Source organism: uncultured Nostoc sp., from assembly GCF_964245575.1.
Taxonomy (GTDB): Bacteria; Cyanobacteriota; Cyanobacteriia; order Cyanobacteriales; family Nostocaceae; genus Nostoc.
In genome coordinates this window covers 1-13,587 of sequence record NZ_CAXTNP010000222.1, presented here as the reverse complement: position 1 = coordinate 13,587, position 13,587 = coordinate 1, and the positions used below count along the sequence as shown (strand labels likewise).

12 protein-coding genes are annotated in these 13,587 nt (G+C 43.0%); 7 read left to right on the top strand and 5 right to left on the bottom strand.

All coding sequences use genetic code 11. The features are described 5' to 3' along the window. Positions 1-70 precede the first annotated feature (70 nt). Positions 71-1,423 carry a magnesium transporter gene (gene mgtE / locus ACFFAP_RS27785; protein ID WP_375514253.1) on the bottom strand — a complete coding sequence of 451 codons (1,353 nt, stop codon included), beginning with the start codon at positions 1,421-1,423 and terminating at the stop codon, positions 71-73. A gap of 742 nt (positions 1,424-2,165) precedes the next feature. Here mgtE and ACFFAP_RS27780 point away from each other — a divergent pair. Both ACFFAP_RS27780 and ACFFAP_RS27775 read left to right on the top strand, forming a co-directional pair. After that, the gene (locus ACFFAP_RS27780) at positions 2,166-5,372 is read left to right on the top strand and encodes a glycoside hydrolase family 15 protein (protein ID WP_375514252.1); all 3,207 of its coding nucleotides are present in this window, start codon (positions 2,166-2,168) and stop codon (positions 5,370-5,372) included. A gap of 41 nt (positions 5,373-5,413) precedes the next feature. Further along, complete coding sequence (locus ACFFAP_RS27775) at positions 5,414-5,791, top strand: GxxExxY protein (protein ID WP_375514251.1); 378 nt, start codon at positions 5,414-5,416, stop codon at positions 5,789-5,791. A 108-nt stretch (positions 5,792-5,899) separates the two neighbouring features. On the opposite strand, the gene ACFFAP_RS27770 is transcribed toward ACFFAP_RS27775, so the two are convergent. Continuing rightward, a complete protein-coding gene (locus ACFFAP_RS27770) occupies positions 5,900-6,214 on the bottom strand; it encodes a YkvA family protein (RefSeq protein ID WP_375514250.1) in 315 nt (104 codons plus the stop codon). A 369-nt stretch (positions 6,215-6,583) separates the two neighbouring features. Here ACFFAP_RS27770 and ACFFAP_RS27765 point away from each other — a divergent pair, with 369 nt between their 5' ends. The 3 genes from ACFFAP_RS27765 (at position 6,584) to ACFFAP_RS27755 (ending at position 8,701) form a co-directional block, all read left to right on the top strand. Further along, the gene (locus tag ACFFAP_RS27765) at positions 6,584-7,312 is read left to right on the top strand and encodes a MotA/TolQ/ExbB proton channel family protein (protein WP_375514249.1); all 729 of its coding nucleotides are present in this window, start codon (positions 6,584-6,586) and stop codon (positions 7,310-7,312) included. A 41-nt stretch (positions 7,313-7,353) separates the two neighbouring features. Further along, positions 7,354-8,052 (top strand): biopolymer transporter ExbD, encoded by a 699-nt coding sequence (locus ACFFAP_RS27760; protein ID WP_375514248.1) that lies wholly within the window; start codon positions 7,354-7,356, stop codon positions 8,050-8,052. 286 nt (positions 8,053-8,338) lie between these two features. Continuing rightward, positions 8,339-8,701, top strand: a complete 363-nt coding sequence (locus tag ACFFAP_RS27755) for a phage holin family protein (RefSeq protein WP_375514247.1) — start codon at positions 8,339-8,341, stop codon at positions 8,699-8,701. A gap of 109 nt (positions 8,702-8,810) precedes the next feature. On the opposite strand, the gene psb29 is transcribed toward ACFFAP_RS27755, so the two are convergent. Next, the gene (gene psb29 / locus ACFFAP_RS27750; RefSeq protein ID WP_375514246.1) at positions 8,811-9,518 is read right to left on the bottom strand and encodes a photosystem II biogenesis protein Psp29; all 708 of its coding nucleotides are present in this window, start codon (positions 9,516-9,518) and stop codon (positions 8,811-8,813) included. A gap of 204 nt (positions 9,519-9,722) precedes the next feature. On the opposite strand from psb29, the gene ACFFAP_RS27745 reads away from it, so the two are divergent. Further along, positions 9,723-10,325, top strand: a complete 603-nt coding sequence (locus tag ACFFAP_RS27745) for a chromophore lyase CpcT/CpeT (protein WP_375514245.1) — start codon at positions 9,723-9,725, stop codon at positions 10,323-10,325. Positions 10,326-10,372: 47 nt separating this feature from the next. On the opposite strand, the gene ACFFAP_RS27740 is transcribed toward ACFFAP_RS27745, so the two are convergent. Both ACFFAP_RS27740 and hemF read right to left on the bottom strand, forming a co-directional pair. Beyond that, positions 10,373-10,741 carry an STAS domain-containing protein gene (locus ACFFAP_RS27740; RefSeq protein WP_114083376.1) on the bottom strand — a complete coding sequence of 123 codons (369 nt, stop codon included), beginning with the start codon at positions 10,739-10,741 and terminating at the stop codon, positions 10,373-10,375. 281 nt (positions 10,742-11,022) lie between these two features. Beyond that, positions 11,023-12,063, bottom strand: coding sequence for an oxygen-dependent coproporphyrinogen oxidase (gene hemF / locus ACFFAP_RS27735; protein WP_375514244.1), 1,041 nt, complete (start codon positions 12,061-12,063; stop codon positions 11,023-11,025). 956 nt (positions 12,064-13,019) lie between these two features. On the opposite strand from hemF, the gene ACFFAP_RS27730 reads away from it, so the two are divergent. Further along, positions 13,020-13,544, top strand: coding sequence for an SRPBCC family protein (locus ACFFAP_RS27730; protein ID WP_375514243.1), 525 nt, complete (start codon positions 13,020-13,022; stop codon positions 13,542-13,544). Positions 13,545-13,587 lie beyond the last annotated feature (43 nt).

The window sequence follows — 13,587 nt, the reverse complement described above, 5'->3', positions numbered from 1 at the left end:
CTTCGACTTCTCTACGAGACGCACTCGCGTTCGCTCAGTACAAGTGCCCAATGCCCCATTCCCAATTCTTTCAAGTTGGTAAATGGAAAACGTTTAAAGCTAGAGAAATTAGACTGAGGAACGTTAAAAACCCAATTGTATCTAGCATTGTAGTCACTAACGGGCCACTAACCAAAGCAGGGTCAAGCTTCAGCCGTGTCAAACCCATTGGCAGTAAAGTGCCGAGTGTAACAGCCACAATTGTATTAGTTGCCATTACCATTCCGGCAATTAAAGCCACCCATCGTTCTTGGGGTCGCGCCCAAATTAAGGAAAGCAGAATCATCGTTGTGGCTAAAGCTACGGCTGTACCTAAACCAGCTAGAAGTTCCTTGCGAAGAATTTTCAAGGTATCTTTGGGTGTTACCTCTCCCACTCCTAAGCCGCGAATTGTCACCGTTAATGATTGAATCCCAACAGTACCACCAGTGTTAGAAAAAATCGGCATGATTACTGCTAGAACCGGCACTGCGGCTATTACAGATTGAAAAGGCGCGATCGCACTGGCGGCACCAATATATAGTGCCATGATGCCCAATAGCCAAGGTAAGCGGTTGCGGATGGTGAGGAGGGGAGAGGATAAAGCTGCTTCATCACCACTGACACCCGCCAGTTTTTGGATATCTTCTGTGGCTTCCTCTTCCAAAATATCCATGACATCATCAATGGTGACAATGCCCACCAATCGGTCTTCTCGGTCAACTACGGGGATAGCGATTAAGTCGTAGCGCTGCATAATTCGCGCCACTTCTTCTTGGGGGGTTTCAGTTCTAACTTTGATGACGCGATCGCTAGAAATATCCTTGATGAAAACATCGGGAAAGGTAAACAGCAACTGGCGCAGTGAAACTACTCTCACCAGCGTGCGGTTGTCATCTGTGACGTAGGCGTAGTAAATCGACTCCTTGTCTTCGTCCTGACGGCGGATTTTACTTAAGGCTTCACCTACAGTCAATCCTTGCCGCAACCGCACATATTCAGTTGTCATTACCCGCCCAGCAGTGCCTTCTGGATAGCCGAGAATCGTTGCTGTTGCTTGCCTTTGTTCTGGACTCAGTTCTTGCAACAGCCGTTTGATTACGCCAGCAGGTAGTTCGTCAAACAATTCTGCCCGTTCATCAGGACTCATCGCTTCTACAAGGTGCACTACCTGGACATCATGCAGAGAATTAATTAGTTCCTGCTGCACCTCTGTTGGCAAATATTCAAATACATCAATTGCCTGACCTTTGTTGAGTAAACGGAATGCGATCGCACGTTCTTTTTCTGGCAATTGTGTAATGTATTCTCCTACATCCACAGGTTGTAAGCGATTTAAATCCCATTTCAGCTGGTTTAAATCGGTAGTATCAGTCAGCAAATCACGAATATCTTGTGTAAGCATGTAGATATATCTCCTAAGTCTCCCCCGCGCTGGGAGACTTCCTCGCCAGCTCAGAGGAGGTTGATACTGCCATCTGGTGGACTATGGCCCATAAAATTTCAACAACTCAATATCGATATCTAAATTAAGGCATCGCTAGTCATCATCCTAACCCGGAATAGCAATCTCCGGTAGATACTGAATATTACTATTCAGAAATTGTGACATTTTTAACTAGTGAGTAATTTAATTATCCTCTTTTTAAGTAAGTATTAAAAATTTTAAGTATATTATATTATTAATAAAATCTATGTTAAGCCAATCAACGAATTTACTTGCAAACTTTATAGAGTTAAAATATTTACAACCTCAATAAGTAATCTTTGGTATCAAACAACTTTATGTGTAGTCACCTAAACGACGGAGAATTAGAAATGGGTTGGCAGGTTTCACTTCATTGTTGCGGTGAGGTTTTTGAGCTTTAGCGATCGCTCTTGGGTATGCCTAGTTTACTCTATACTTAGATATAGAAACAAAAATTGATACTTTGTTATAAGCGAGATCGCTCTTCTCCTAAAAGTTACTCTTAGTTCGGAATCGCTAAAATTCAGTACCCAGAGGCATATTAACAGGAGATAATAATAAACTCACACCACCCTTAGCTGTTGTCCCATCAACCATTACAGAACTTATTCTGACTTGGTTTAGGTAATTCACTTCACAGTCACAGGGTCAAATTTTGCAAGTTGTTCTAAACCAAACCATGAAAACATCTACCAAATTGCTAACTCGCCTGGACTATTACTACCAGCAAATCAAAACGATCATCCTAACTCGCCAGAATCCGATTACTGGTTTACTACCTGCGAGTACAGCGATTACAGCCCACGGCGATTATACTGATGCCTGGGTGCGAGACAATGTTTACAGCATTTTGGCAGTTTGGGGTTTAGGACTTGCATACCGCAAGATTGACGACGACAAAGGACGCACCTATGAATTAGAACATAGTGTCATTAAACTGATGCGCGGGTTGTTGTTTGCGATGATGCGACAGGCTCGTAAAGTAGAGACATTTAAACATACTCAGTCGCTACTAGATGGACTACACGCCAAATATAATACTGCGACTGGTGATATTGTTGTTGGTGATGATGAATGGGGACATTTGCAACTTGATGCCACATCTATATTTTTGCTGATATTGGCGCAAATGACCGCAGCAGGAGTACAAATAATTTATACGATTGATGAAGTGAATTTCGTCCAAAATTTAGTTTACTACATTGGACGAGCTTACCGCACACCAGATTACGGCATTTGGGAACGTGGTAATAAAATTAATCGGGGTAATGCTGAGTTAAATGCCAGTTCCGTAGGTATGGCAAAAGCTGCTTTAGAAGCTATCAATGGACTGGATTTGTTTGGTGTGCATGGTAGTCAAGCATCGGTAGTTCATGTGCTACCAGATGAAATCGCCCGCGCCCGGATTACCTTAGAATCCTTATTACCGAGGGAATCTGGTTCTAAAGAAATTGATGCGGCGCTGTTAAGTATTATTAGTTATCCTGCCTTTGCAGTGGAAGACTTTAAATTACGCGATCGCACCTTAAACGATATTATCAATAAACTCGCAGGTAAATACGGCTGCAAACGCTTTCTGCGTGATGGACACCAAACCGTTTTAGAAGATAATCATCGCTTGCACTACGAACCGTGGGAACTCAAGCAATTTGAGCATATTGAATGCGAATGGCCGTTATTTTTCACTTATTTAGTTCTAGATGGATTATTTCGCGGCGATCAAGAACAAGTTAAAAAATACCAAACTCTTTTAGAATCATTACTTATAGAACAAAATGGTTTGCGTTTATTGCCAGAACTTTATTATGTTCCAGCAGAAAACATAGAGGCAGAAAAGTTAGCACCTCAAACGCAGCTACGCTTGCCCAATGAAAATATTCCCTTAGTATGGGCGCAGAGTTTATATTTTCTCGGTGAAATGTTGAGTGAAGGGTTACTAGCGGTTGGTGATATCGACCCTTTGGGAAGACATTTGTGTGTGGGCAAACAGCGCGAGGCATTGGTACAAATTGCCTTATTAGCAGAAGATGAAGATTTACAAACGAAACTAGAAGTTCACGGAATTGAAGCACAAACGCCTACTCAAGTAGAACCAATTCAAGTGAGAAAAGCTGGAGAATTTTCAGCTATTTATACCCAAATTGGACGTAACGATAAACTTGGTTTAACTGGGCGGCCAGTGCGGCGGCTGCGGAGTTTGACAACATCTAGAATCTTTCGGATTAGCGGTGAAACAATTGTATTTTTGCCTTCATTTTCAGATTCTCAACAGTTTTACTTAACCCTTGATTACCATTTTCTATTAGATCAAATTAGAAGCGAACTAGCTTACATTCAAAAATATTGGAGCGATTTAGGTCGTCCTACCTTAACTTTAATGTTGACGCACACCATGTTAGAAGCCGGTTCGGAAGCATTACTAGAACTGATGCAAGAACTGAAAGATGGTGTTTGTAACGGTGTACGGGTGAAATTAGGGCGGCTAAATCAGCTAATGCTAACAGCTGGAATCCAAAGAATTGATTTTCTTCCCAATGCAGAATTTTCGCGATCGCCAGTGAAAAATGCTAGTCCACGTTGCTATTACCTGGCATATCATCCTGAGAAAAACTGGCGCTTAGGACATACCCAAGAATTTCAAATGGAGTATGAAACTAACTTCGGATTATTACTTTCTTATTTGCGCTCATCAGAGAATATCTACGAGCAAATTGAGTTATTGCAAACTTTAACTCGATTGCAGGGAATGAAATTTGATACAGGGTATGGTGGCCCAGGATATCCTGTCACCGTAGGCGATTTACTAGATGAAGTTTACACCAAAGCTGGAGATTTAGGCATTTGGGCAGTAGTGCGTCGGGCTGCGGGGTTACGGCAAATGGTTGATATCAGCCTATCAGATGCAGTCACGAGTATTTTGGTGCGAGGTAAGCAAATTGCTGTTGGTAAAGCTTACAGTGAAGCGTCCTTAATTACTGTACCCATGTCCCACGATGAAATTGCCGATAAAATTAATCATTTTTGTCGTGAGGATATACGCGATCGCGTTCTCACCCAAGAGATTTTAATCTATCTTGGTATCTTAATTCGCTCAGAACCCGGACTATTTCAAGGACTATTGACCCTGAGAGTCGGCTATCTAATCTTATTGATCACCAGCGAACTAGCGCGGAAATTGCATGTCACTCAAGATGAAGCTTATGATCACTTAATGCAACTTTCACCCTTTGAAGTTAAAATGCGTTTGCGTCAGGTATTAACTGGATATACTGGCATGAGTAACCTATTGCGCCAGCAAGAATCACTGCACGTCAAACAAAAAGAAAGTGATATTGCTTGGGTGGTGCTACCAGGAATTGCTGAAGGGATAGAAGTTCCGCCAGGCGGTTGGCGACGATTTCGCCAAGCCGAGGGTGCGACGGGGCGCGTACCAAAAGAATTTTTTAAACAAGTTTGGCTATTAATGCAACATTGCAAGGGTCTAGTAATTGGCGATAAATTAGAACGCCGCAATCGTTTAGATAGTGAGATAATGCTGTCGGAAATGACAGCCGGGGAAAGAAATTTTGCTCTGTTAGTTGAGCATTTGCTGAATAAAATCGAAGCTTCAGAATACCGCCAAGTTAATATTGAAGCATTAATTGAATTAGCTGCGATCGCTGCTAATAATCCTAAGCTGCAAATTGAAGAATATATTGTGTTGGATGTGTTAATTGGCCATGCAGTGCGATTGGCGTGGCTGGAAAACCATACTCATCGTAGCGATCGCTATGATGAGGATAAAGCTAGTGCGTGGCGATCGTTTTACAATACTTCTCCTAGAGATTGTGCTAGCTATATTTTGAAAGCATTCAGGTTCTTGACGGAATTTGTGGAAGATTTTTAAACGCAAAGGGGCGCAGAGGGAAACGCAGAGGAGCGCAGAGGATGAGAGAGAATGAGTTGAGTGGGGTGATTATTGGTTGTGCGATGAGGGTGCATACTGCTTTAGGGCCTGGTTTATTGGAGTCGGCTTATCAGGAGTGCTTGGATTATGACTTGAAAAAAGCCGGATTGAATGTTGGTAAGCAAATTCCATTGCCTTTGGTTTACCAAGATGTGCAATTGGAATGCGTTTATCGATTAGATTTGATAGTCGAAAACAAAGTAATTGTAGAGATTAAATCTGTAGAATCCTTCCACCCGATTCACTCCGTTCAACTCCTAACCTATCTCAAACTAGCAAACTGCAAACTAGGTCTTCTGATCAACTTTAACGTTCTCCACCTCAAAGAAGGTATTAAACGCGTAGCCAACAACCTCTAACTCACCCTCTGCGTTCCTCTGCGCTTCCCTTTACGTTCCTCTGCGTTTAAAAAAAATATCCCCCACCTCAGATTCCATCAGATTCCAAAAGCAGGGGTTTTATTAAAACTACTTAACCGAGACAGCATCAACATCAATGGTGCTTGCAGTAGAGGTAGAACCCTCAGTAGTATTAGATACTTCAGTACCCACATCACCCTTACGAGCTTTCCAGCCCTCAATTACTAGCCCAGACACCTCAGAAACTAGCAGAGTCAAAAGGAAAACATCATCAATCTGTCCCACAATGGGTAAAACATCTGGGAGAAGATCAATTGGGCTGACCAAATAGACTAGCGTTCCTAAAATTACCCACCAACGGTACTTAGGGTTACGAAGCAAATCGCCATACCAAGTGTAAAGTGATTGGATTGAAAATTTCATATTTTGAACCTCCAGTTATCTTTAATTTTGACAAATTATGCTAAAAATTCCTGGTGGGAATAACCGCCCTAGTTAGTCTGGAAGACGCTACTCGTAATCTTTCGCCAAATACCTATTTTGTAATTCTGCACAAGAGTTTAATACTGCAAGGGTTTGACAAATTAGAACTCCAGTGATTGTAGTAATTGGGGATTATGGCAACCTAGCAGCAAGTTTGTCGAGCAGTCTAAGTCAAATACGCCATGCTTGCACTGTCTTTTTAGGTTTTCGAGAAATTTATATTTTGGAAGTCCCTCATTTTGCATTAATCTCTAGAATTAAAATGCCTTAGCACATTTGCTTTAATCATGGAGGGAGGAAACTTAAACAGTGGATATTTTAGATTTATTTTATAAAGGCGGGCCAGCAATGTGGCCAATGCTTGTTCTCTCGATTCTGTCTTTAAGTGTGATTTTTGAGCGTTTGTGGTTTTGGTTGCGAATTTTGACTCAGGAAAAGCAAATAGTCGATCGCATCCTGGATGCTGCCCAGGATAATTGGCAAGTAGCTGCTGATATTGCAAGACAAGCAAGCCATCAGCCTGTCGGGCGTTTTCTCTACGCCCCCTTACGTTTTCCAAAAACTGATGTAGAAACCTTTCGACTAGCACTTGAGGCTACAGCAGAAGATGAATTGGCTGGAATGCGGCGGGGCGAAAAACTTTTAGAAGCTGTAATTGCCCTCGCGCCCCTGCTGGGATTGTTGGGCACGGTTTTGGGTCTAATCCGTTCTCTGCGCTCAATTCGGATTGGCGATTTGGGAACTGAATCTACCGCCGGGGTGACTACTGGTATTGGTGAATCCTTAATTAGTACGGCAACTGGGCTAATAGTTGCCATTATTAGTTTGGTATTTTATCGCCTATTTCAAAGTTTTGTAGTCAACCAAGTCAAAGTTTTTCGGAAGGCAGGCAATGAGATGGAATTACTCTACCGCCAGTCCCCCCCTGATTTTAGTAATAGTACATCAGCAATTGTGCAGGAAAATTTCACTCCACCCCGCAAGCTAGGAAAAACTAGGTTGCCTGAACCTCCTGAACCCCCAAATTCACCTAATTAGTCAAGAATTCAACCCCCAAACTAGGCGTTTAAATTGAGAAAATGAAAGTTAATCTACATACCCCAATTGAAGAAGTCCAAATTCAAATCATCCCTTTAATAGATGTTGTTTTTTGTATTCTGACGTTTTTTTTATTAGCGGCATTACAATTTACGCGCCAACAGGCAATAAATGTTGATTTGCCCAAAGCCAGCGCCAGTTCAGTATCTGGAATAAGATCACAGAGTGGAAGTCTGATTGTAACTATCGATGCCGTTGGCAATACTTATATAGAAAAACAGCCTGTACAACGGGATGATTTGGGAGCGAGGTTAAAACAGTATCTCCAGGCAAACCCTAGTGCCGTTGTGGTGCTGAATGCTTCGCGGACAGCAACTTATAATGATGTGATTGAGACATTGGATTTGCTACGGCAAGTAGGAGGCGATCGCGTTTCTTTGGGAATTATTCCTGGCCCATCTCAACCACCCATAAACTCACTCAACCAGCCTAATATCCCCTCTTTCCCAATCGCTCCTGGTGCAGCACCAATACCCACAACCGCACCAGTCCCAGGCATCAATCCTGAAGGGAATCTTACCCCTAAATTTCCCTCAGCACCTAATTCTGTACCCTTTCCTGGCATAAGTCAGCCTCCAACTGGACAAGGCTTCAGTCCTATCAATCCTGGTATTTTCAACAAGAAGGCATCTCAAGCGCCTGTAGCACCCAAACAAACCCAACCTAGTCTTAAAAGATGAGATAGGGGCAGGGGGAAGAGGCAGAGGGGCAGTTCTTGCTGGGAGCAGAGGGGAAAGAGGTAATTTTTTATTCTCCTCCTTGCCCCCTGCTTTCCCTGCTTCCTGATCCCCTAGTCCCCCTCGTCTTTAAACTTTGTTCCCAAACCTAAAGATATCTAAAACAAAATTCGGTTAGCGACAAAATTTCTGCTAATTTACAAATAATTGGTTGAGCTTTAAAGATTTTTACACCGATCAAGTGAAGTAATTTATCACCAATTGCCATTCACGTTTCAGGGGTTGTGGCATGAATATTGTAACGCTTTTAATTGTTTGGTTAATAACAGCTATTAGCCTGTTGATAATTAGTAAATTACCTTTAGGAGTTGAAATTGACACTCCAGGTAAAGCCTTCCTTTCTGCCGCAGTGCTTGGTATCGTGACGGCAATAGTCAGACCGATTTTAAGCCTCATTTTTGCAGTACCAAATTTACTCACATTGGACTTGCTATCCAGCATTTTCACATTTATGATTGCCGTGGTTTGTTTTAGTATTGCTGCTTGGTTAGTTGAGGGCTTTCGCTTGCGTTACGGCATTTGGAGTGCCGTTATTGGGGCATTTGCGCTGACTATAATTAACAGCTTAATCTACAAATTATTGGGCGTCTAAAATCAAAAGTTAGAAGACGCGATTAATCGCCTCTGTGCAGGAGTTATGAGTTAGGAGTTATTAACAACTCTTAACTCATAATTCATCACTCCTGACTTCCATCTCCTAACTATTCGTTGGAACTTGGGGGAGCAACGGGAGTAGTTGATTGTTGTTTACGTTGTTCACGTTTTTTGCGATCGGCTGAGAGCATATCTGCCATCACCACCAGCGCTTGCGCCATCTTCTCTAGGTTAGAACGGTATAGCTCCAAATCCTTGTTGAGTTTGTCATCGGACAAGTGCAAGCCAGCAGCGATCGCTTTTAGAGCCTCTGTGAGTTGCTTTTCATCTTTGACTAATTCAGGATCTGACTGTTCTAATAACGAAAATACACCAATTGCGAACAAACGGTTGTATTTAAAGTTAGGATTGTTGGCGATCGCTTGCAGTTGTGCTTGCAAGTCAGCATCTCGATCTAAAAAAGTAGTTTGGCCTAGCCACCCAATTAAATCTTTAACTGGCAAACCTTTAGCTACACCTTGCAATCTTTCGGCATCCTGTCGATAGTGTTGCGGATCTTGTTCTATACCCCGACATAGGGCGTTAAAAATTGATTCTTGATCCCGTTCTGGTTGATAGCCTTGCATGAAGCGGTCGAAAGTAGTGACGACGCCCAAGGCATAAATTGGATTGTAGCTAAAATCGATATTTACTGACAGCAGATGCATTTCCACCATCAATTCTTCTACTACCCGACGATAAATAGTGTTGATCGGACGGGTATGAAGATTGTAAAAAGTTCGTTTTGTATCAGAGACAGTACGGACGTTGTTCACAAAGAAAATGTTAAGGGCGACGTATCTTTATTTTCTCGCTTAAAGGCTACTTTGCCAAGTTGAGCTTTTAACTGGTGACGGTTTCATTTACAATGTAGACAAATCAGAAGTATTTTATAAGCTAGTAGCCATAGAGGATTAAGACCTTTTGCTCTAAAAAACTAGCCAAAAATATTTATCTTTAATGATTTGTTGATCGCATTTATGAACTTTTCGCCACAGTTAATTGCTTTAGGTGAGTATCTAGCTGGTGAATTTGATAATAAGGAACAAGCCATAGGAGAACCAATTTGGTATGTCCACCTCCGGCTGTGGCAAAGACCAATTAATCTGTTCACAGAAGATAGCCTCACCCTGTTTGCCGAACAGGCTAACGTTCTTAACCTAGATAAACCTTACCGGCAGCGAATTATGCGGTTGCGTCAGGGCAGCAATGACACATCTTTGGAAGTACAATACTACATGCCTCAAGATCCAGGTGCATTAATAGGCGCAGGCAATAACCCTGCTCTACTTAACACACTGACATCCGAACAATTATATTTACTACCAGGTTGTATCCTAACAGTAACTCAGGAAACACTAGCTGCCGATCGCTATAAGTTTACCGCTACCCCACTACCAGAAACTCGTTGCAGCTTTACTTATCTTGGCAATAGTATCAATGTTTCCTTGGGTTTTGAAGCTACTGCTGCAGAATTTCACAGCTACGACAAAGGAATTGATCCAGCAACTGGAAAAGCAACTTGGGGAGCGATTATGGGGCCTTATCGCTACACCAAGCGAAACCAGTATTCAATAAGATAAAGTTATAAGTCATGAGTTATGATCTTGAATCAACTCCTAACTCTTTTTTAGCTAGCGATGCTACGAGGTACACCTTCTAAAGCTTCGTCTTCTGTTTCAAAGATTTCAAAGACAGTATCCATCATCGTCACTTCAAACACGAGTTTGGCTTCTGGATGTACATTGCAGATGCGGAAACTGCCCTTAACTTTATCAGCATCACGCATCCCAGCAACCAAAGACGTAAGACCAGAACTATCAATAAAATTTACCTGAGCCAGATTTACAACTACATGGCGGCTGAGTTTGGAAATACACTCCTGTAACTTCAGCCGGAATTGCCAAGCAGTGGTAATATCTAGGCGACCGGCTGGGGTCAGGACAATAACGGTGTTTCCGTCTTGGGTTGTATAAGTTTTTTGGTCTATATGAATCACTAAAGCCCTCCCCGTAACATTTTTTTAAAGATTAACTAGTTACAGAATTTTCTAATACTGCCACTTGAGATTAACAAGCTATAGCTAAAATTGTCACCTTTTTTTGCTAAGTGCTTAACTTTAGTAGTTTATACTCAGCAAAATAGTGGGGAGTGGGGAGTGGGAGAGATGAGGGAGATGAAGGAGTCGGGGAAGATCAGGGTAATTATTATAACTCCTGACTCCTGACTCCTAACTTAGCATGGGCTAAACGCCCCGCTATTCATGTACAGCACTCAGCACTATTTGGGTGTCCAGTTGATCCAATCTTGAGGCTTAAGGAAAGTTTCATACAACTCGGCTTCGGGTGTATTGGGTTCCGGTTGATAGCCGTATTCCCAACGCACTAAGGGTGGTAGGGACATGAGAATTGATTCGGTGCGTCCGTTGGTTTGTAGACCAAAAATGGTGCCTCGGTCATAAACCAAGTTAAATTCTACATACCGTCCCCGGCGGTAGAGTTGAAAATTCCGTTGGCGATCGCCATATTCTATCCCATTGCGCCGTTCTACAATTGGTACGTAGGCTGGTAAAAATGCTCTGCCACAGTCTTGCACAAAGGCAAACAAATCTTCCCAATAGCGGGTTGCTGGTGTTCCCACCTGATTGCTATGAATAGCTGCTTCCCCATTGGGATTTGGCCCACGATATAAAGCACCTTGACCATCTTGGTAATCAAAAAACAGACCACCTACGCCCCGTGTCTCATCACGATGCTTGAGGTAGAAATATTCATCACACCAGCGCTTAAACACTGGGTAATAGTCTGGGTGGTGTTTGTCACAAGCCTGTTTTAACGTTTTATGTAAATGTGCCGCATCTTCAGCAAAGGGGTAATAAGGTGTCAAGTCCAGACCACCACCAAACCACCACACTGGCCCCGCTTCAAAGTAGCGATAATTTAGATGAACTGTGGGTACGTAAGGATTGTAAGGATGTAATACCATTGAAGTGCCCGTGGCATAAAAGCCATGCCCTGCGGCTTCAGGACGTTGGGTTAAAATTGAGGCTGGCAAATGGGAACCCCAAACTTCAGAAAAATTTACACCTGCTTGTTCAAATATTGCACCTTCTCGCAGCACGCGCGATCGCCCTCCACCCCCTTCTGGGCGTTCCCAACTATCTTCAAGAAACTTGCCCACACCATCTAGGTTTTCCAGCCTTTGACTAATTTCGTCTTGCAACTGTTGCATAAACTGGCGGACTCTAGTCTGAGCGTCAGGTGCTGGCAAAGACTTGGATGATTCTGCTGCTACAGTTGGTGTTTGCGAGTTGGTCAACATAGATTCTTGAACCTAAATTAATTACAATTTCCAGAAAGCCACAAATTTCTTATCTTAAAATTTGGGGGAAACACGCGCCAACAATCAAGCTCTATTTGCCCAACCCGCTTTTTCTTACTGGTTAAGCATTTATACGATTGATCGGCATCACTAGAGTTATTTTCCCTCAAATGCGTATAGGCTTGTATATTGACTGAGTTTTTTTTGAAATTCTTAATTGGAACATTCTGGTATAAATACTAGACTTTAGTCGTAACCTGGAATTATCAAGGGTTAAACGGGCCTGCTCAAAACTTCTTTACCATATTGCTTATGTTATCTGTTATGGTCTGTACCGAATACAGGCTTGCTATGTTTAGAGCATTTCTGAGAAAGTTTTAATTTAGGCAGGACTTAGGCAAACAATAGTTGAAACTCTGATTTTCAGGTAGGGGCAATACCCTGCCTTAAGCCCTGACGCTCGCGGACTCGCTCATAGCGTTGCTATGCCGTTGGCGCAGCCTCTCCAATAGTTGGCTTTACGCTGCGCTATCGGGTTCGGGGGTGACGCTCGCGGACTCGCTACCGCTAGCGCTAACGCAAGACGCTCGTTGCGCGGCATCGTCTCCCCTTGGAAGAAGACTCGCTCATAGCGTTGCCATGCCGCAGGCTTTACGCAACGCTTTCGACGGGAACTGCCAGATGCTCGCGGACTCGCTAACGCTGCGCTATCGCTTTTAACGTCTCCCCGAATCCCTTTGGGAGAGGCTAGCGCCTGCCGTAGGATGCCCGAACGCGAACAGCGTCTCCTTTAGGAGAAGGGCTGTAGGGAGAAGACTGCGACCCCCTCACCGCTTTGCGTCTACATGAGTTGCCCCTGAGCGCGTATAGTTTTACATAAGTCCTATTAGGGTTTGAGTGTAGTTGCACACCATACCAGAGTTACCAGAAAGTATCTAGGGAGGAGGATTAGGAAAATGCAAGGTTGGTTATCCAAATTCATCCGCCGCAAACGTCGTCGGTTTTGTGCTTCTCTGGTGTGGACATATCGAGAGATTAGTTCTGCTTCTGTAGATGAACTGTGGCAAAAAGTGGTTGATTTAACAGATGTTTCCTGGCATCCACAACTTAAGAGTACTAATGTCCCCCGCGGATTAGTACCCAAACCAGGATTGATTTTTCAAGCTGTAACACGCTTTTCGCCAATTCCCATCAGAATTTTTGTGGAACGTGTCAATCCCAGAGAGATGCTGAGTATCCGAGTGATGGCGATTCCTGGAATAGAAGAACGGGTAACTTACCAAGTAGAGTCAACGGTTTGTGGTACTTGTTTATCTTATTCTGTAACACTACGGGGTTGGTTATCGCCCTTGATTTGGTCTTTATCCCGTCCTTATGCAGACAGAGTTGCACGATCTTTAGTCGAGGCAGTAGAAAAGACGGCATTACCAGGGGTATCTGGTAAGAAAAAATCTCTTAATGACAGTTGTTTTGATTTTTAGGTACTGGATGATTGGGGACTGGGGACTGGGGACTGGGGACTGG